The sequence below is a fragment of the Agromyces chromiiresistens genome, from assembly GCF_029167465.1.
Lineage (GTDB): Bacteria > Actinomycetota > Actinomycetes > Actinomycetales > Microbacteriaceae > Agromyces > Agromyces chromiiresistens.
This window is the reverse complement of the sequence record NZ_JARFNL010000006.1, coordinates 352,363-371,067: the sequence shown is the minus strand read 5'-3', so window position 1 is coordinate 371,067 and position 18,705 is coordinate 352,363. Positions and strand designations below refer to the sequence as shown.

Sequence of the window (18,705 nt, the reverse complement as noted above, 5' to 3'; positions counted from 1 at the left end):
TCGTCGACCTGGCAGCGCAGCTCGAAGCAGTACTCGAAGGCGGGTTCCATCAGCGAGGTCGACATGGGTGTGGTGGCTCCCTTCGTTCGGGGATCAGGCGGGATCAGGCGTCGGGGACCATGGCGCTCGAGCGCGTGACGGTCGGCAGTGACTGCGTACGACCCAGTCTGCGCCGTCTGGGCGTCCAGCCCTCGCGCGGGATCGAGTCGAGCAGCAGTCGGGTGTACTCGGCCGAGGGATCGTCGAGGATCTGCGCGGCGGTGCCGCGCTCCTCGATGCGCCCCTGCCGCATGACCACGACCTGGTCGCACAGGCGCCGGATGACCGTGAGGTCGTGTGTGATCATGAGCAGCGCGACGCCCGTCTCGCGACGGATCGAGTCGAGGAGCGTCAGGATCTCGACCTGCGTCGTCACGTCGAGCGCCGACACCGCCTCGTCGAGCACGAGCAGCACGGGGTCGGCCGCGAGCGCACGGGCGATCGCGACGCGCTGCCGCTGCCCGCCCGAGAGGGCGCGCGGCCGACTGTCGAGCAGGCTCTTGTCGAGCCGCACCTGCGACATGAGCTCGGCGACGCGGGCCTCGACGGCGACCTTCGCGTCGCGCGGTCGGTGTACCCGCACCGCCTCGACGAGGCACTGCCGCACCGTCTGGCGGCGGTCGAGCGACTGGTACGGGTCCTGGAACACCATCTGCGCGATCTTCGCGCGGCGCCGTCGTTCGGCGCCGCGGCGCGCGGGCACGCTCCAGTCCTCGCCGTCGACCGTGATCGTGCCGCCGTCGGCGCGCTCGAGCCCGAGCAGCAGGCGCGCGGTGGTCGACTTGCCCGACCCCGACTCGCCCACGATGCCGAGCGAGCCGCCTGGTGCGAGCTCCATCGACACGTCGTCGACGGCGACGAGGGTCTCCCGGCGGCCGTTCGCACCGCGCAGCTGGTACGCCTTGCGGAGGTTCGCCAGCGTCATCATCGGGTGCGACGCCGGGGCATCCGCCTCGATCGGGGGCGCCTCGTCGAGCGACGCCGACATGAGCACCCTCGTGTAGTCCCCCCGCGCGTCCTGCCGCATGGTCGCGGCGCGCAGCGTCTCGACGATGCGCCCGTGCTGCATGACGTTCACCCGGTCGCAGACGGCCCCGGCGAGCGCGAGGTCGTGCGTGATGAACAGCAGCGAGAGCTCGCGATGGGCGCGCAGGTCGGCGATGACGGCCATGACCTCCTCCTGCGTGGTCACGTCGAGCGCCGTCGTGATCTCGTCGGCGAGCAGGAGGTCGGGGTCCATCGCGAGCGTCGCGGCGATCATGACGCGCTGCAGCAGGCCGCCCGACAACTCGGCGGGATGCTGCCGCATGCGCCGGGCGGGATCGGTGATGCCGACCTCGTCGAGGAGGTCCATTGCGCGCTTCGCGGCGGCCTCCGGCTTCACGTCGGCGACGTGCACGAGCGCCTCGGTCATGAAGTCGCCGATCGTGCGGAGCGGGTTCAGGTGCGCCCGCGGCGTCTGGAACACCATGCCGAGACGGCGGGCGCGCAGGTCGCGCAGCGCGCGCGTACCCATCGCACCGAGATCGTGCCCGTCGACGCGGATCGTGCCGTTCGTGGTGAACCCGTCGGGCAGGAGGCCCGCGACGGCGCGCACGGTGAGGGTCTTGCCCGAGCCGGATTCGCCGACGAGGCCGACCGCCTCGCCGCGTCCGACCGCGAGCGTGCTGCCGAAGACGAGCTGACGGGGCCCGTCGGCGCCTGGCGCGAACACGTCGAGACCCTCGATCTCGAGCACGGATGCGTTCATCGTTCCTTCTCCTCGGCCCAGACGGTGACGCGCGCGCCGACGATGCCGACGGCGAGGACGGTGACGACGACGAGGATCGCCGGGAAGACGGACTGCTCGGGGGCGCCCGCGAGGATGCTCGCCTGGCCGCTCGAGATCATCGATCCCCAGTCGGGCGCGGGCGGTTGCTGCCCGAGGCCCAGGAACGAGATCGCGGCGAGGTCGAGCATCGCGTACCCGAAGCCCACCGCCATCTGCGCGGCGACTATCGGGATCATCGCAGGCACGAGGTGGCGGAAGCAGATCGCGAGACTCGAGACGCCCTGCACCCGGAGCGCCGCGATGTACGGCTTGCCGAGCTCGCGAGAGGCGGCGGTATGGGTCAGCCGGGCGACGACGGGGACGTAGGCGATCGCGAGCGCGACGACCGGGGCGACGAGCCCTTTGCCGAACAGCGTCACCGCGAGCACCGCGATCACGAGGCCGGGGATCGCGAAGATGACGTCGACGAGACGCGCGATGCCGCCCGACACCCACCCGCCGAACCACGCCGCGGCGAGCGCGAGCGCCACGCCGAGGAGAGTCGAGAGCAGCACCACGACCACGGGCGCGAACACGCTCGCCCCGGCGCCGACGAGCACCCGCGAGAGGATGTCGCGGCCGAGGTCGTCGGTGCCGAAGAGGTGTTCGGCGCTCGGCGCCCCGTTGACCGGGCCGACGTAGAGTTCGTACGGGTCGTAGGGCGCGAGCCACGGGCCGGCGAGCGCGACGATGACGACGACCCCGAGCACGGCGAGCGCGACGACGAACGTCCAGTCGCGCTTCGCCGCGCGACGGGCGGCGGCGGGCACGGCCGCCTGTGCGATCTGCGCGACGCTCATGCGAGGGCACCTCCTTCGACGCTCGACGGGTCGATGAGCGCGCTCACGAGGTCGGCGACCGCGTTCAGCACGACGAAGACCGTCACGAGCAGGAGCGACACGATCTGCACGACCGGCAGGTCGGCGCGGGCCGCCGCCTGCACGAGGAGCGACCCGATGCCGCCGAGCCCGAAGGCCACCTCGGCGATCGCGGACGCCGCGAAGAGCCCGGCGATCGTCGTGCCCGCGATCGCGAGAATCTGCGGCGACGCGTTGCGGAAAACGTGCGCCCCGAACACCCGGCGACGCGGGATACCGCGCACCCTCGCCGTGTCGACGTGCTCCGAGTGGAGCTGTGCGACGAGCGCGCTGCGGGTGACCCGGCTGATGTAGGCGATGAACAGCACCGCGAGCGAGATCGCCGGCAGCACGAGGTGCCACAGGCGATCCCAGGCCCCCTCGCCCTCGCCGTACACGGGGAACCAGCCGAGGCTCTTCGCGAAGACCCAGATCAGCAGGATCGCGACGACGAACGTCGGCAGCGCCATTCCCAGCGACGTCGCCGTCGCCACGGCACCGTCGACCGCGCGGCCCCTGGTCGCGGCCAGGATGCCGGAGCCCACGCCGAACACGAGGATCAGCACGACCGTCAGCAGCACGAGCTGGAGGGTGATGGCGAACCGCGGCGCCACGAGCGTCGTCACCGCCGTCTTGTAGACGAACGACCGCCCGAAGTCGCCCTGGATCGCGCCCGTGAGCCACTCCCAGTACCGCTGCCAGACCGGGTCGTCGAGGTGGTACTCGGCCCGGATCTCGGCGATGAGCTCGGGCGTCGGCTTCGCGCCCCCGGCGAGCGCCGCGATCGGGTCTCCGGTGAGCAGCACCGCCGAGTAGATGACGATGCTCGCGAGGAAGAGCGTCAGCAGCAGGCCGCCGAGCCGCCCCAGCAGCATCCGGGTCAGGGTGTTCACCGCACCGTTCCTCTCTTCGTGCTCTGTTCGCGGACGCAGCCCCGCATGCGCAAGCGCCGGCCGGCCTACTGGCCGCCGAGGTGCAGCGCCCAGGGGCTGCTGTACGCGGCGACCGACGTGGTGACGCCCGTGAGGTCGTCGTTCAGGTAGGTGAGCTGGTACGTGCCCGCGAGCGTGACCTGCAGCTGGTCGGGCGCATAGACGGCCTGCGCGGCGACGAACTCGTTCGCGGCCGCCTCCGCGTCGGTCGCGTTGCGCGCGGCCATCATGTGCGCAGTCGCCTCGCCGTCGTCGTAGCCGCTCCAGTTGAAGATGCCGCCCTGTTCGGCGGGGAGCACGAACAGCGACGGGTAGCCGAGCACGCCCGGGGTCTCGAGGTACCCCTGGGTGGCGACGAAGTCGACGCCCTCGCGCTTGGTCGGGTCGTAGAACAGCGCACCGAAGTCGGAGGCCTGCATCTCGTCGATCTCGAGGTCGAGGCCGATCTTCTCGCCCGCGGCCTGCATGATCGTCGCGGTCTGCTCGAACTCCTTGGCGCCGGCGGGCACCGCGACAACGAGCGGCTCGCTCACGTCCTCGCCGCTGTCGGCGACGAGCTGCTTCGCCTGCTCGAGGTCGACTTCGGGTGCGGCGAGTTCGTCGTAGCCGGCCTGGTAGACGTCGGCCTCCGCCATCGACTGGAACGAGAACTCGGGCACGAGGGTCTTCTGCACGTAGCCGAGGCCGTTCACGACCGTCTGCAGGTACTGGTCGCGGTCGATCGCGAGGCTCAGCGCCTGGCGGATCTTCGGGTTCGCCGCCGGACCCGTGGCGGTCGTCGGGCCGAAGCTGTACGACGCGGTCGAGTGGCCGATCGTGAGCGTGCCGGCGCCGTCGCCCTCGAAGACCGCTCGCGAGCTCGGCGAAACGTTGATGGCCCCGTCGATCTCGCCCTGGGTGAGGGCGGTCGCGAGCGTCGACCCGTCGTTGACGAAGGTGTACTTGAGCGTCTTGACGAGGGGTGCGCCGTTCCAGTAGTCCGCGTTCGCGGTCGTCGTGATCTCGCTGCCGGGCTTCCAGCCGCCGGCGGCGAGCTCGTACGGACCCGTGCACATGAGGCCGCCGTCGGGCGTGCCGAGCGCATCGCCCGCCGCCTCGCCGAAGGCCTTCTGCATGACGGCGCCGGCCTGGCCGGCGAGCGCGTCGCGGAAGGTCGAGTCGGGCGCGACGAAGTGCACGGTGACCTCGTTCGGGCCGGTCGCGACGATACCCGTGGCGGGGTCGGGCACGACGAGCGCGAAGGCGCCGTACCACTGCGACTCGGGGTTCGTGCCCTGCTGGAGGCTGTAGACCACGTCGTCAGCGGTCACGGGGCTGCCGTCCCAGAACGTCACGTCGTCGCGCAGCTCGATGACGAAGGTCACCGGGTCGACGAACTCCGCGCTCGTCGCGATGCCCGGCTCGATCGAGAAGTCGGGCTGCAGCGAGAGCAGGTTGTCGCAGAGGTTCGGGATGATGAGGTTCGCCGAGGCGGCCGGGTTCAGGGTCGCGGGCTCGCCCTCGGCGATCGCCCACGTGACCTCGTCGACGGCCTTCGTGCCGGCGGGCAGCGAGTCGACGATCGTGAGCTCGCCGGTGTCTCCGTCGACATCGGTGCCGTCACGCGGGGTGCATGCGGTCAGGGCGAGCAACGCGGCGCAGGCGACGGCGCCTGCCGCGAGTCGGGGTCGGTTCATGGTGGGGGTCCGTTCGGTCGGTGATGCGAGGGTGATGGGGATGACGCCGCCGGTGTTCAGGCGAGCAGGAAGACGCGGATGCAGACCTGGCCGTCCTCGTCGCGGGCGATGCCGAGAAACTGGTGCTCGGCGAGCCAGCGGTGCTGGGGCGCGTCGGTCTGGAAGACCGGCGCCGTGCGGAAGTAGAGGCCCGGGTCGTCCTCGGGCACGTGCTCGCCACGGTCCATCCGCTCGAGCACCTCGGGGGTCGCCCGGAAGTACCCGCGGTTGAGGATGTCGATCACCGCGCCGTCGTCGGCGCGGATCAGGTAGCGGGCCTCGAGCTGGGCGGTGCCGAATCGTTCGACCGCCCAGTCGCCGCCACCGGCGAGCACCTCGCCGTTCAGCCGCGGCCCGGTGACGCTGCCGCCCGAGACGGGCGTGAAGGAGAGCTGCTCGTCGGGGCCGCGGCCGATGTGGAAGTCGGGGTCGATCGTGGCGCGGATCTCGAAGACGTACTCGAGGTTCGGCCACGACGTGGGAGCGATGGGGTTCACGGCAGTTCTCCTTCGAGGACGGTGAAGTGCAGTTGGAATCCGTCGGCTCCGCCGACGACGAGCGACTGGGTGTTCGGGCGGGTCGCCCCCCACGTCCACGGATCGGCACCCGTGCCGGTCTGCGGCAGGAACTCGGGGTAGTCGCTGCTCGAGACGTGAACACGTAACCGGTGCCCCGCCCGCAGCCGGTACCCGACCTGGCCGAGGTCGATCTCGATGACCGCGGGGTCGGCGTCGTTCGCCTCCAGCAGCTGCACCTGGCCGCGTGCGATGCGGAGCGCGGTGCGGTCGGGTGCGACGTCGAGCACCCGCACGAAGCAGTCCATGACGGGGCCGTCGGACGCGATGCGGAGCCGCGCCGAGACCGGGCCCGCGAGGTCGACGTCGGCCACGGCCTCGTCCGACTCGAAACGCAGCACGTCGGCGCGGTCGCCGAGCTCCGCCTCGTCGGGGGCGAAGAGCAGGAACGAGAACGCATCGGGCACACTCGAGGGCACGAGGTCGTCCGGGTCGTGAGTCCACCTGAGCACCGACTCGGTCGGGGCGGGCGCGGCGGCGAGGCATCCGTCGCCCGTCGCGTACCGGCTGACGCGACGCGCACCCTCGGGCGGCCAGACCGGGCTCTCGCGCATCTCCCCGGTGCCCGCGAGGCTCCAGGTCACGCGCGGCAGCTCGGCCGCCGCCCCGTTGCCGCGCACGAAGACCTCGAAGAACGCGAGCGCCGGGTCGAGCGTGCGCGGCAGCAGGTCGCGGATCTGCGCGTCGCTGCGATCGGCGACCCNGTCGCGGATCTGCGCGTCGCTGCGATCGGCGACCCGGTCGCCGTCGGCCTCGTGCAGCTGGTAGCTCTCGTGGTCGATCGACTCGATGCGCAGGTAGTGGTGCGCGTCCCAGTTCGGGCGCTGCGAGATCCGCTCGACGTCGGCCCACGAGAGCGGTGCGCAGTTGTCCCACCAGCCGATCGTGTGCAGCGAGGGCACCGAGCGCCCGGCGAACGGGTCGCCGTTCGGGAAGCGCCTGAGCAGGACGGGGTTCGGGTACCACTGGTCGTAGCTCAGCCCGCGCGCGCCGACCTGGCTCATGAACTCCTCGGCCTGGGCGGCGAAGTCGCGGCGCGACCAGTCGGGCTCCCACTGCAGCATGTCGTTGTCGAAGAACTGCGTGAGCGGGTACATGTAGGTGACCCCCCACTCGACCGCGCGCGTGCGTCGCGAGGGGTCGCGGTGCACGGGCTCGCCAAGGCCGGTGCCCGTGACGCGCGGGGCGATGGCCTTGAGCGCCGGGTGCCCGCTCGCGGCGGCGGCCCACTGCGTGTAGCCGTAGTAGCTGTCGCCCCACATCGCGACGCGGCCGTTCGACCACGGCTGACAGGTGATCCACTCGATCGTGTCGTAGCCGTCGTCGACCTCGTTCACGAAGAGCAGCGCATCGCCCTCGGACCGGAACTTGCCGCGCACGTCCTGCGCGACGACCCGGTAGCCGTGTCCGGTGAGGTACTCGGCGACCTGCGGGATGAAGCAGTAGACGCCGGACTTGTCGTACGGCAGTCGGATCAGGATGGTGTCGCCGGGTGCAGTGTCGGCGGCATCGGGTGCGCCGGGAAGGTAGACGTCGCCGGCGAGCAGCACCCCGTCGCGCATTCGGATCCGGGCGGGGACCGAGAGCGGGCTCTCGGGCGCCGGGGGGATGCGCTGGATGTCGGGCATGTCACTCCTTCGAGACGGGGCGTCCTGCGACGCGGTGACGGTCACGTTACGGACGTGGGTCTAAATAGTCAAGTCTGACTAGACAAGAATCGCAGAACCGCTACACTCGGCAGAGTCGAGTGCGAGGCATCCGCATCGCAGGAGAGGAGAAACCCGCCGATGGCACGACCCTCCGTCGCCGCCGAGCGCCGCGAGCAGATCCTCGACGCGACCATGGCGACCATCGCCGAGCACGGCATCCACGGCACGACGCTCGACCGCATCGCCACCGCGACCGGCATGTCGCGCGGCCACGTGCGCCACTTCGTCGGCAACCGCGACAAGCTCCTGCTCGACACAGCGACCGCACTCTTCGCCGACCAGACCGGCGAGGTCGGCACGATACTGCCCGCCGGCACGTCCGACCTCGAGTCGGCGCTCGACTACCTCTTCGGCCCGGCGTTCAACTCACCCGACCGCGAGAACGCGGTCGTGCTGGGGTTCGTACAGCTCTCACGCACGGACCCCGAAATCGCGCAGGTGCTCACCAGCGCCTATACAGCCACGCGGGTGCAGCTCGCCGACCTCGTCGCCTCAGACCATCCCGATGCATCGCCGGATACCTGCACGACCGCGGCGTACGGCGTGTTGACCTGCGCACTCGGCTCGGTGTTTCTCGGCGATTTCGACGCCGACCCCACGCGCGCCGCGCGCTCCCGCGCGGCCGCCGAAGCGCTTCTCGCCGCGCTCTGAGGTTGGGCGCATACACGCCCAATGCGCACCGCCGCGACGTCCATGCAATTGTGCGCCGCTCCTCGGGCTTGATCAGTTCGGACTGCGGACGTCCTGCCGACACTCGGTTGCGGTCGCTGATCACTTGAGGAAGATCCTCAACAGAATGATCAGCAGCCCGAGCGCAGCGGTGGCACACGCACCGCCCATCGCCAGTACCAGACGACCCGTCGGCTGGCGAACGCGATCCACCTGAGAATGGCCAGAACGAGAACACCCATCCAGAGGGTGGACAAAGATGCGACCTCCACTCCCAGCACACTCCGAGAGCCCCGAGGGCGAGCGAGATCAACGGCGGGACCGTCGCGTACAGCAACCCAATCGATCGCCCAAATGCGAACCGGATGGACTCCCGCACACGGATCGGCTCACCCTCCGCGCGAGCTCCCTGGACGGCGATGGCAACGATATACATCTGCGAGAGCCAAAGGACGAGCATGCTGACGATGGTGACGCCCATGGTGTTCAACGAACGCCCACTGTCGTCCGACACCGCGATGACGACGCTGACGAGCACCATGCCGGAGACAAGCTCCGGCGTCACAAGCCCATGCCGCAAGCGAGGCATCGACCACGGACTCTCGAAGCGAGCGGGGCCCGCTCGATCAGCCATTCATTCACCCCCGCGGGCCCACTCCGCGGAAACTGAAGGTGATTCGCGAGCCGATGCGCCGTGCCTCACCAGACCCTATGTCGACCCGCAAATCCCCGCACCGACGATCGATCTCGGATTCTTGGCGAGCGGGCCGACGGCAGTCACCGACTCCGTCGTGCGATCTTGGTGATGCACCATCATGGGCCCGGTGTCATGATGACGGGACGTGACCAGCGAGGGGGAATGCGCATGTCGATCGAAGCAAGCACCAGGACGGGGCTGACGAGGGATCAGTTGGCCGAGGAGGTGACGCGCCTTTCGACGCCCGACCGCTTGTCGACGCCGTTCGGTGACTTCGAGTTCTTCGACGGCGTGCCTACGCCCGAATCGGTTCAGACCATCTTCGACGGGCTCGACCTCGTCCGCGGCATCACAGCTTTCCTCGACACGATCCCGGGTGCGTCGCTTGTCGCCATGCGGCACGGGCTGCGCGTCGCCGGCGTCGACTCGCCCGACAAGATCGCATTCACCGATCCGAAGTGCAACTCTGGTGCGCTGTGGCTCACGCCGAACACCGAGACCACCTACGGAGTTGCGTTCCTTGACCTGCGGGCGTGGGGTCCAACGGTCATCGAGGCACCCCCGCAGGCGCTCGGCGTCGTCGACGACTTCTGGTTCCGGTACGTCGCCGACATGGGAATCGCGGGCCCCGACAAGGGCGCCGGCGGCAAGTACCTCTTCCTCCCTCCGGGATACGACGGCGAGCGGCCCGACGGGTACTTCACCTACGAAAGCCCGACGTTCACGAACTTCGTGGTGATCCGCGCCCTGGGCGGCGTGCCCGCCATCAAGCAGTCCCGCATCTATCGACTGAGCGATGCCGCCGCTCCGCCGGAGAACACCTTCGTGAACATCGCCGACCAGGTGTTCAACACGATCCACTCGAACGACTTCTCGTTCTTCGAAGAGGTCGCCGAGATCGTCGCCGAAGAACCCACCGCGGCACTCGACCCCGAGCGCGCGGGGACGCTGGCCGCCCTCGGCATCGCACACGGGAAGCCCTTCGCGCCCGATGAGCATCGGCGCGGCGTGCTCGACGCCGCCGCCCGCATTGGTGCCGGGATGGCGCGCGCCAACCTCTACCGGCCTCGCAACCCGGAGTCGTACCGCTGGGACGGATCCTCGTGGAAGGAGGGGTTCGTCGGCGGCAGCTACGAGTTCCTGAGCGACGGTGCGCGCAATCTCGACGCCCGCACGCTGTTCCACTACGCGGCGACCGTCATCACGCCGGCGATGGCGCACGCGCAGGTTGGTGCCGGCTCGGCCTACATCTACACCGCGCAGGACGCCGACGGCGCGCTGCTCGATGGAGCCGCCACGTACTCGCTGACGATCCCTCCGAACCCGCCGGCGAAGAACTTCTGGGCGTTCGACCTCTATGACACCCAGACCCGGTCGCTGTTGCAGTCGACGCTCTACCCAGCTCTGTCGAGCCTCGGCGAAGGCCTCCAGGCCGAAGCCGACGGTTCGTACGTCCTGTGGTTCGCGCCGACCGCCCCCGATGGCAAGGAGTCCAATTGGATCCCTACGCTGCCTGGCAAGTCGTGGTGGCCCCTGCTGCGCCTCTACGGCCCGCTCGAGTCATGGTTTGACAACACGTGGCGCCTGCCCGAGATCGTTCGTGTGAGCGAGTGAGTCGCGATTGCAGATGAGTACGCGGCCACGGCGCCCGTTCGCCGGGTGCCGTGGTTGCGTGTCCCACAGGCCGAGATCGCTGAAGGTTGCCGAGCACTATCGAGGTGTCCGGAGCCTGAACGGCGCGCTTTTCGTAGTACTGCTCGGTCACCCTAGACCGTTTGTGGCCGGCGAACCGGGCGGCCCCTTCGATGCCGAGTGCGTCTGCAACCGCGGTCACCGCGGACTTGCGGAGCGCGTGCGGCACGAGTGCCTCGTCGAGCCCAGCCCATTCCCGGACGCGCCGCAGGGAACGGTGCACATCTTGGTTCCGCTGGGTGCCCCGGTGCGGGTTTGGAAGACGAACTCGTTGTCGCCCGATGCGATCTTGCGACGGCGGAGCATCGGTAGGAGTTCGTCCGGAACTGAGATGCGCCGTCATCCAGACTCCGTCTTCAGATAGTCCTCATAGCGCTTGGGCAGGCCTTTGGAGTCAATGACCTTCCCGGCGATCGTGATGCTCGGCCGGTCCGAGTCGAGATCCACGAATTGCCACTTGAGTCGGACTGCCTCGCTCACGCGGGCGCCGGTGGCGAGGATCAGATCCACGACATCGCCGAGCAGATCGGATGGCCGCGGTCCCATCCGATCCGCGCGGTTCTGGTAGTCGCGAATGATCGCCCGGAAACTCTGCAACTCCACCGCGTCGGGAGCGTAGATGGGCTTCGGGCGCCGCTTAGCGCTCTTCACCTCCCACGCCGGACTGGCGACCATGAGGTCATTCATCACGGCATACGAGCAGATCTGGCTGATCAGCGCCTTGCATGTGTCGGCTTGTCGAGGCGTGCGCCGATGGTTTGCCTTGTAGACCGGAGAACTGTGCTCGCCTTGACCTCCCGTAGGGCGAGCGATCCCATCAGCGGTGCGATCTTCTTCTCAATCAGGCGGGAGTTCTCGTGCCGTGTCGTGTCTCGCTGTTCCCCGGTGAACGCGACGTGCTGCATGTACTCGTGCGTGAGCTCGATGAAGAGCGACTCCGGCGTGAGACCGTCATTCGCCCCGTAGGCCGCTTCGTACTGATCGCCGACCGCTGCGACCAGCGTGCGACGTGCTCGCGCCCGAGATGTCGCGCGGGTGCGGACCTTGCCGTAGCTCCCATCGATGCGACGGAAGACGACGGTGCCACGAACTCGACCGTCGGGCAGGTCATGGTACGTGATCTCCCCGCGTGAGCCGGGTTCCATTCTTCTGCGTGGCATCATGCTCACCCTCTGTATTCGCAGGGTAGGAAGCCATCACCATCGTCACCGTCGGTCCGTTCGGGCCTGCAACCAGGCCTGAACGTTCTCGCGGCTGTATCGCAGATGCTTGCCGAGCTTGGTGGCCTTCGGGCCGGTTCCTTCGAGACGCCAGTGGTAGATCGTCTCTTTGGACAGTTGCAAGTACTGCGCCAGTTCGTCGACGCTCAGATAGTCCCCGAGCTCGTCGACGAACCGGGCCGCCGGAACGGTGTGATCGGTTGATGTGGTCATACTCCTCGGGAGTGCGCATCACGCCGAAATGCTTGCTGTCCGGGGACTTCACATGTGGAATCCTGTGGAAGCCTGTCCCCCGAATCGAAAAGGCCCCAAAAAGGCCCCAACGACCCTCTTCTCGCCCTGTTCAACGAGAAAACCCCTGACAAATCTTGCGATTCGTCAGGGGTTCTTGGTGGATCTGAGGGGACTCGAACCCCTGACCCCCTGCATGCCATGCAGGTGCGCTACCAGCTGCGCCACAGACCCGTTCGGGATGAACCCGTTTCGGTGCTTCCCGCTCTCGCGGGCAACGAGACGAGCTTACACCAGGCGATGCCGCCGTGCGAAATCGAGCGGTGCACCCCGGGCGATTCGCGCCGCGATCAGGATTTCGCCGTGAGCAGCGGCTCGACGGGAAGCGCCGGGCAGTCGTTCCAGAGGCGTTCGAGACCGTAGTACATGCGCTCCTCGCGGTGGAACACGTGCACGACGAGGTCACCGAAGTCGAGCAGCACCCAACGGCCCGCGTCGTGCCCCTCGCGGCGACTGGCACGGCCGAGGACCTCTTCGATGGCGTCGGCGATCGCCACCACGTTGCGCTCGGAGTTGCCGGTGACGAGCAGGAACACGTCGGCGAACGGGAGCGGCCCCGAGACATCCAATGCGACCAGATCTTCGCCGCCCTTCGCGTCGGCCGCGCGCACCGCACGGGCCAGGGAGTCGAGGGCTTCAGAGGATGCGGTCATTCGCTCACTTCCGGGTAGACGGTCGGCGTTGGCGCCGGGGATCAGAACAGGCCCGACATGGCGCCGATGACGAGGGTGCCGACGACGCCGAGTGCGAGTACTCCGGCGGTCACTGCGAGCACGAGGGGCACGTTCATGCCCTCCTTCTTCGGCGGGGCCATCATCGTGCGCGCCGCGCCTTGCGTGCTGATGGCGCTCGTCGCGGCCACCGGCGCGACGCCGGTGCCGACCTCCTCGATGCTGTCGAACAGCCGGTCGACGTCGGACGAGTCGATCTGGCTCGGGTGCACGCCGGTCGCGCCGTAGCTGCGGGGAAGGTCGATCGAGCCGGTCGCCATGACCTCGCCGGTCTGCGCGAGCGTGTCGCCGAAGGCGCCCTGGTCGGGCAGGGACGGCAGGATGAGCGCGTTCGTCGTCGTGGGCACGCCGTGACTCAGCGAACCGCGCGAAAGGAGCTGGTCGAACGGGCCGGACGGCTGGTCGTCTGGCACGTTGAGCTGCGAGGTCCAGTGGGCCGGTGCTGCCGGCGCAGCGGGCTGGGCGGCAGGCAGCTGCGTCGGGGCCGGCTGCGGCCGCGGCGCGGCGGATGCGGGAGCGGCGAACGGCTGCCCGGTCTGCGGGTTCACGATCTGGGGTGCGGCCGACGCGACCGGCGCTGCGGCAGCAGGCGGCGCGGCGTCGTCGAACTCGTCGTCGAAGTCGTCGAGCGCGGTGCCCTCGAGCATCGCGCGGAGCTCGCGTCGCGTCAGGGTGCGCTCGGGCGTCTGCCCGGGGGCGGGCACGGCCGCCTGGGCGGGCTCGGCCGGCACGGGAATCGCCGGCGCCGGAACCGCTGGCATCGGCGCCGCCTGCTGCTGCGCAGGAGCCTGCGGCTGGGGCGGTACGGCGGGCTGCGCCGGAACGGGAGCGCTCGGACGCGGCGCGAACGGGCTCTGCTGCGGCAGTTGCGTCGGGGTCGGCGCCTGCGGGGCGGCGATGACCGCATCGAATCCGCCCGCCGGACGAGGCGGGGCGTAGCTCGGGCTCGGCGCGGCCTGGGCGGCGGCGGCCACGGGGGCCGCGAACTGAGGATTCACCGGCTGCGGTGCGGATGCCGGTGCGACCGCCGGCTGCGGTGCGGGAATCGGCGCCTGGGGTGCAGCGGGGGGCGGCTGCGGTGCGGCGAACGGCTGTGCAGGAGCGTCGGGGGTCGTCGAAGCTGCCTGCTGTTCGCGCAGGCGCTCTCGTTCCCGCAACTCACGGCGCGTGAGCGGCGGTTCGTTCGACGACGTCATTCGACACTCCGGTAGAGATGGTGCTTGGAGATGTACTGGACGACCCCATCGGGGACCAAGTACCACACCGGGAAACCCCGGCGCACCCTGCTCCGGCAATCGGTCGACGAAATCGCCAGAGCCGGAACTTCAAGCAAGCTTACGTCTTGCTCCGGCAAACCCGAAACGCTCAGGACATGTCCCGGGCGACTCACAGCAACGAAGTGGGCCAGCTCCCAGAGCTCGTCGACGTCCTTCCACGAGAGGATCTGGGCGATGGCATCGGCGCCGGTGATGAAGAACAGGTCGGCGTCGGGTCGCTCGCGACGGATGTCGCGGAGGGTGTCGATCGTGAACGTCGCCTTCTGCCGGTCGATGTCGACCCGGCTCACCGTGAAGCGGGGGTTCGACGCGGTGGCGATGACGGTCATGAGGTAGCGGTGCTCCGCCGGGGTCACGACCGTCTTGTAGCTCGGCTGGCCGGTCGGCACGAAGATCACCTCGTCGAGGTCGTGCGACTGCGCGACCTCGCTCGCGGCCACGAGGTGGCCGTGGTGGATCGGATCGAACGTGCCGCCCATGATCCCGACGCGGGATCGGCGGCCCGGCACCGTCACCGGGCGACCACTCGCCTCAGTGACCGTGCCCGTGCGCGTCGCCCGAGTGACGGGCGGCGTACGCCTCGGCCTTGGCGCGATGGCGGTTGGCGACGTCGCGGTACGACGCGGCGACGAACCCGAGGATGGCGAAGATGATGAGGGCGATGAGCCCGTACACCCAGGACTCGACCGGCAGCTCTCGCGCGTGCACCGTCTCGGTGAGCACCGTTCCGGTCAACGCTGCGGTGGTGAGGCTCATTCGGCCGTTCCTTTCGAATCCTGCGGGTAACGCTCCCGCCAGTCTAGCGAGGTCGAGCGGTGCGGCGCGCTCAGGCGCGCACGTGGCCTGCGCCGCGCACGATCCACTTCGTGCTCGTGAGCTGCGGCAGGCCCATCGGGCCGCGTGCGTGGAGCTTCTGCGTCGAGATGCCGACCTCGGCGCCGAAGCCGAACTCCGCGCCGTCGGTGAAGCGCGTGGAGGCGTTCACCATCACGGCCGCGGCGTCGACCTCGTTGAGGAAGCGCTCGGCGTTGCCGAGGTCGTTCGTCACGATGGCCTCGGTGTGCTTCGTCGAGTACCGGCGGATGTGGGCGAGTGCGTCGTCGAGGGAGTCGACGACACCGACCGAGAGGTCGAGACTCATGTGCTCGGTCGCCCAGTCGTCGTCGGTCACCGGCACCGTCTCGGGCCGGATCGCCCGCACGCGTTCGTCGGCGTGCACGGTCACCCCGGATGCCTCGAGGCGGTCGATGACGGCGGGCAGGAGCCGCTCGGCGGCGTCGCGGTGGACGAGCAGGGTCTCGAGCGCGTTGCAGACGCTCGGCCGCTGCACCTTCGCGTTGTGCACGAGCTCGACGGCCCACGACTCGGGCGCGCTCTCGTCGAGGAACATGTGCACGACACCCGCGCCCGTCTCGATGACGGGCACGCGCGCCTCGTCGACGACGGCGCGGATGAGCCCGGCGCTCCCCCGCGGGATCAGCACGTCGACGTATTCGCGTGCCTGCATGAGGTGCCGTGCGCCGACGCGCCCGAAGTCGTCGACCGTCTGCACGGCGTCGCCCGGGAGGCCGGTGCGCTCGAGCGCGGCGCGCAGCACCTCGACGAGCACCGCGTTCGTCTGCTCGGCCGCGCTGCCGCCGCGCAGCACGACGGCGTTGCCGCTCTTGAGCGCGAGCACCGCGATGTCGATCGTCACGTTCGGCCTGGCCTCGTAGATCGCGCCGACGACGCCGAGGGGCACCCGCACCTGGTCGATGCGCACGCCGCTCGGCAGCGATCGGCCGCTGACCGTCTCGCCGATCGGATCGGTCAGTGCGATCACCTCGAGCACCGCGTCGGCGAGGGCGTTCACCCGGCGAACGTCGAGGGCGAGCCGGTCGAGCAGGCCCGTCGAGAGGCCCTCCTCGCGACCGGCCGCGAGGTCGAGGGCGTTGGCCGCGACGATGTCGGCGGCGCGCTCGCGCAGGATCCCGGCGACCTCGGCGAGGGCGGCGTCCTTCTCGGCAGTCGAGGCCCGGGCGAGCCGAAGCGAAGCGGTCTTCGCGGCGGCGAGCCGCTCGTCGAGCACGTCGGGATCGAGGTCGGGATTCGCCATGGTCCCAGCCTAGGCGAGGCGAGGCGAGCGGGGCGTCGTATGACGGGGCCGCATGCGGACGGTCAGCGGGCTGGTTCGAACCACGTGCCGACGTCGGCGCCCGAGAGCGCCTCGGCGACGAGCGGGGTCGCCGTGATGAGCACGGCAGCACCCGCCTCGGCGGCGACGCGCGCGGCCGAGACCTTCGTCTCGGCGCCGCCGGTGCCGACGCCCGCGCGGCCGATCGAGCCGATCTCGACGCCCTCGAGTCCGTCGCCGAACGCGACCCGGTCGATGCGCTCCGCACCCGGCAGGTGCGGCGGCTTCGTGTACAGGGCGTCGACATCGGAGAGGAGCACGAGCAGGTCGGCACCGATCAGCTCGGCCACGAGCGCGGCGAGCCGGTCGTTGTCGCCGAACCGGATCTCGTGCGTGGCGACGGTGTCGTTCTCATTCACGATCGGCATGATGCGCAGTGCCAGCAGCCGATCGATCGCCCGCTGGGCATTCACGCGCGGCGTGTCGTTCTCGAGGTCGCCCGCGGTGAGCAGCACCTGACCCGCCACGATGTCGTAGCGGTCGAGCGCGTCCTGATAGCGCACCATGAGCAGGTTCTGGCCGACGGAGGCCGCCGCCTGCTGGGTCGCGAGGTCGTTCGGTCGCGAGTCGAGTCGCAGGTAGGGCATGCCGGTCGCGATCGCGCCCGACGACACGAGCACGACCTCGGTCCCTCGGGCGTGCGCCGCGGCGAGCGCCTCCACGAGGGGGGCGATCTGCCCGGTGTTCTCGCCGCTGATCGACGACGAGCCGACCTTCACGACGACCCGACGCGCGGTCGGGATGTCTGCATGGGAACGGAGGGTCATCGATCGCCCCCGTCGGGGCCGACCTCGCCGTCGCCCTCGTCGCCCCAGATGCCGGCTTCGCGTTCGCGTTCGAGCTCGGCGCGGGCCTCGGCCTTCGCGTCCATGCGCTCGTGGTAGTCGCTCTTGCGCTCGGCGCGCGTCGCACGACGGCTCTCGTCGAGTCGCACGTCGGTGCCGCGCGGCGAGGTGATGAGTTCGGCGGTCGAGGTGAGCGTCGGCTCCCAGTCGAAGACGACGCCCTGGCCCTTTCCGATGACGACGGTCGAACCGGCCACGGCGCCGGCGCGCACGAGCTCGTCCTCGACGCCCAGCTTCGCAAGCCGGTCGGCGAGGAAGCCCACGGCCTCGTCGTTCGCGAAGTCGGTCTGCTGCACCCAGCGCTCGGGCTTCTTGCCGAGGATCCGGTAGATGGTGCCGTAGCTGCCGCCCTCGGCGCGAACCGTGAATCCGACCTCGTCGACCGCCCTGGGACGCATGACGATGCGCTCGGGCTCGGGTGCGGCCGCGGCCTCGGCACGGGCGCGGTCCACGAGCTCGCCGAGGGCGAACCCGAGCTGGCGGAGCCCCTCGTGACTCACCGTCGAGATCTCGAACACCCGGTACCCCCGCGTCTCGAGTTCGGGCCGCACGAAGTCGGCCAGCTCGCGGGCCTCGGGCACGTCGACCTTGTTGAGGGCGACGAGCTGCGGCCGCTCGAGCAGCGGGATCTGGCCCTCGGGCACCGGGTACGCGGCGAGCTCGGCGAGGATCACGTCGAGGTCGCTGATCGGGTCGCGACCCGGCTCGAGGGTCGCGCAGTCGATCACGTGCAGGAGCGCCGCGCACCGCTCGACATGCCGCAGGAACTCGAGCCCGAGTCCCTTGCCCTCGCTCGCGCCCTCGATGAGCCCGGGCACGTCGGCGACGGTGAAGCGGTGATCGCCCGCCTGCACGACCCCGAGGTTCGGATGCAGCGTCGTGAACGGGTAGTCGGCGATCTTCGGACGAGCGGCCGAGAGGGCTGCGATGAGGCTCGACTTGCCGGCGCTCGGGAAGCCGACGAGGGCGACGTCGGCGATGGTCTTCAGCTCGAGGCGGATCTCGTGCTCGTCGCCGTCCGTGCCGAGCAGGGCGAAGCCGGGTGCCTTGCGCTTCGTGCTCGCGAGTGCCGCGTTGCCCAGGCCGCCGAGGCCGCCGGCGGCCGCGACGAAGCGGAGCCCGGGCTCGGCGAGGTCGGCGAGTTCGTTGCCCTCCTCGTCCTTCACCACGGTGCCGACGGGCACCGGCAGCTCGAGGTCCTCGCCGGCGGCACCCGATCGGTTGTCGCCCTGGCCGGGCTGTCCGTTCGCCGACGAGCGGTGCGGACGACCGTGGTACGCGAGCAGCGTCGTCACCTGCGGGTCGGCGACGAGCACGATGTCGCCGCCGTGCCCGCCGTTGCCGCCATCGGGGCCGGCGAGCGGCTTGAACTTCTCACGGCGTACCGAGACGCAGCCGTTACCGCCATGTCCGGCGCGCAGATACAGCGTCACCTCGTCGACGAAGCTGACCATGCCGAACCCCTCCTGAGCG

18 protein-coding genes and 1 tRNA gene are annotated in these 18,705 nt (G+C 69.9%); 2 read left to right on the top strand and 17 right to left on the bottom strand.

The annotated features are described in order from the left end of the window. Nucleotides 1-103: 103 nt before the first annotated feature. The 6 genes from PX701_RS16970 to PX701_RS16945 form a co-directional block, all read right to left on the bottom strand. Entirely contained in the window at nucleotides 104-1,789 is a 1,686-nt protein-coding gene (locus tag PX701_RS16970) for an ABC transporter ATP-binding protein (RefSeq protein WP_275506963.1), read from the bottom strand. After that, entirely contained in the window at nucleotides 1,786-2,649 is an 864-nt protein-coding gene (locus PX701_RS16965) for an ABC transporter permease (RefSeq protein ID WP_275506962.1), read from the bottom strand. The genes PX701_RS16970 and PX701_RS16965 overlap by 4 nt, the downstream gene beginning before the upstream one ends. Beyond that, the gene (locus PX701_RS16960) at nucleotides 2,646-3,599 is read right to left on the bottom strand and encodes an ABC transporter permease (protein WP_275506961.1); all 954 of its coding nucleotides are present in this window, start codon (nucleotides 3,597-3,599) and stop codon (nucleotides 2,646-2,648) included. Before PX701_RS16960 ends, PX701_RS16965 begins: the two co-directional genes overlap by 4 nt. Before the next feature lie 65 nt (nucleotides 3,600-3,664). After that, the gene (locus PX701_RS16955; RefSeq protein WP_275506960.1) at nucleotides 3,665-5,314 is read right to left on the bottom strand and encodes an ABC transporter substrate-binding protein; all 1,650 of its coding nucleotides are present in this window, start codon (nucleotides 5,312-5,314) and stop codon (nucleotides 3,665-3,667) included. A 56-nt stretch (nucleotides 5,315-5,370) separates the two neighbouring features. Next, nucleotides 5,371-5,850, bottom strand: a complete 480-nt coding sequence (locus PX701_RS16950; RefSeq protein WP_275506959.1) for a DUF3237 domain-containing protein — start codon at nucleotides 5,848-5,850, stop codon at nucleotides 5,371-5,373. After that, complete coding sequence (locus PX701_RS16945) at nucleotides 5,847-7,490, bottom strand: CocE/NonD family hydrolase (protein ID WP_476692289.1); 1,644 nt, start codon at nucleotides 7,488-7,490, stop codon at nucleotides 5,847-5,849. The genes PX701_RS16950 and PX701_RS16945 overlap by 4 nt, the downstream gene beginning before the upstream one ends. A gap of 225 nt (nucleotides 7,491-7,715) precedes the next feature. Here PX701_RS16945 and PX701_RS16940 point away from each other — a divergent pair, with 225 nt between their 5' ends. Together PX701_RS16940 and PX701_RS16935 are read left to right on the top strand one after the other, a co-directional pair. Beyond that, complete coding sequence (locus PX701_RS16940) at nucleotides 7,716-8,288, top strand: TetR/AcrR family transcriptional regulator (protein ID WP_255679931.1); 573 nt, start codon at nucleotides 7,716-7,718, stop codon at nucleotides 8,286-8,288. 712 nt (nucleotides 8,289-9,000) lie between these two features. Next, nucleotides 9,001-10,617: a DUF1254 domain-containing protein gene (locus PX701_RS16935; RefSeq protein WP_275506957.1), complete on the top strand. Its 1,617-nt coding sequence runs from the start codon at nucleotides 9,001-9,003 to the stop codon at nucleotides 10,615-10,617. Nucleotides 10,618-11,034: 417 nt separating this feature from the next. Here the strand turns inward: PX701_RS16935 and PX701_RS16930 are convergent, their stop codons facing one another. The 11 genes from PX701_RS16930 to obgE form a co-directional block, all read right to left on the bottom strand. Then, nucleotides 11,035-11,382, bottom strand: coding sequence for a site-specific integrase (locus PX701_RS16930; RefSeq protein WP_275506956.1), 348 nt, complete (start codon nucleotides 11,380-11,382; stop codon nucleotides 11,035-11,037). Between the two features lie 26 nt (nucleotides 11,383-11,408). Then, nucleotides 11,409-11,840 (bottom strand): hypothetical protein, encoded by a 432-nt coding sequence (locus PX701_RS16925; protein WP_275506955.1) that lies wholly within the window; start codon nucleotides 11,838-11,840, stop codon nucleotides 11,409-11,411. 60 nt (nucleotides 11,841-11,900) lie between these two features. After that, nucleotides 11,901-12,128 carry a helix-turn-helix transcriptional regulator gene (locus tag PX701_RS16920; protein WP_275506954.1) on the bottom strand — a complete coding sequence of 76 codons (228 nt, stop codon included), beginning with the start codon at nucleotides 12,126-12,128 and terminating at the stop codon, nucleotides 11,901-11,903. 176 nt (nucleotides 12,129-12,304) lie between these two features. Continuing rightward, a tRNA-Ala gene (locus PX701_RS16915) sits at nucleotides 12,305-12,380 on the bottom strand. Between the two features lie 116 nt (nucleotides 12,381-12,496). Then, on the bottom strand, nucleotides 12,497-12,859 hold the full coding sequence (gene rsfS / locus PX701_RS16910) for a ribosome silencing factor (RefSeq protein ID WP_231430976.1): 363 nt from the start codon (nucleotides 12,857-12,859) through the stop codon (nucleotides 12,497-12,499). Between the two features lie 41 nt (nucleotides 12,860-12,900). Next, the gene (locus PX701_RS16905) at nucleotides 12,901-14,133 is read right to left on the bottom strand and encodes a hypothetical protein (RefSeq protein ID WP_275506953.1); all 1,233 of its coding nucleotides are present in this window, start codon (nucleotides 14,131-14,133) and stop codon (nucleotides 12,901-12,903) included. Next, nucleotides 14,130-14,729 carry a nicotinate-nucleotide adenylyltransferase gene (gene nadD, locus PX701_RS16900; RefSeq protein WP_275506952.1) on the bottom strand — a complete coding sequence of 200 codons (600 nt, stop codon included), beginning with the start codon at nucleotides 14,727-14,729 and terminating at the stop codon, nucleotides 14,130-14,132. The genes PX701_RS16905 and nadD overlap by 4 nt, the downstream gene beginning before the upstream one ends. Nucleotides 14,730-14,745: 16 nt before the next feature. Further along, on the bottom strand, nucleotides 14,746-14,970 hold the full coding sequence (locus PX701_RS16895; RefSeq protein WP_231430973.1) for a Z-ring associated ZapG family protein: 225 nt from the start codon (nucleotides 14,968-14,970) through the stop codon (nucleotides 14,746-14,748). 70 nt (nucleotides 14,971-15,040) lie between these two features. Next, complete coding sequence (locus tag PX701_RS16890; protein ID WP_275506951.1) at nucleotides 15,041-16,309, bottom strand: glutamate-5-semialdehyde dehydrogenase; 1,269 nt, start codon at nucleotides 16,307-16,309, stop codon at nucleotides 15,041-15,043. Nucleotides 16,310-16,371: 62 nt separating this feature from the next. After that, the gene (gene proB, locus PX701_RS16885) at nucleotides 16,372-17,154 is read right to left on the bottom strand and encodes a glutamate 5-kinase (RefSeq protein WP_275506950.1); all 783 of its coding nucleotides are present in this window, start codon (nucleotides 17,152-17,154) and stop codon (nucleotides 16,372-16,374) included. After that, complete coding sequence (gene obgE / locus PX701_RS16880; protein ID WP_231430970.1) at nucleotides 17,151-18,686, bottom strand: GTPase ObgE; 1,536 nt, start codon at nucleotides 18,684-18,686, stop codon at nucleotides 17,151-17,153. Before obgE ends, proB begins: the two co-directional genes overlap by 4 nt. Nucleotides 18,687-18,705 lie beyond the last annotated feature (19 nt).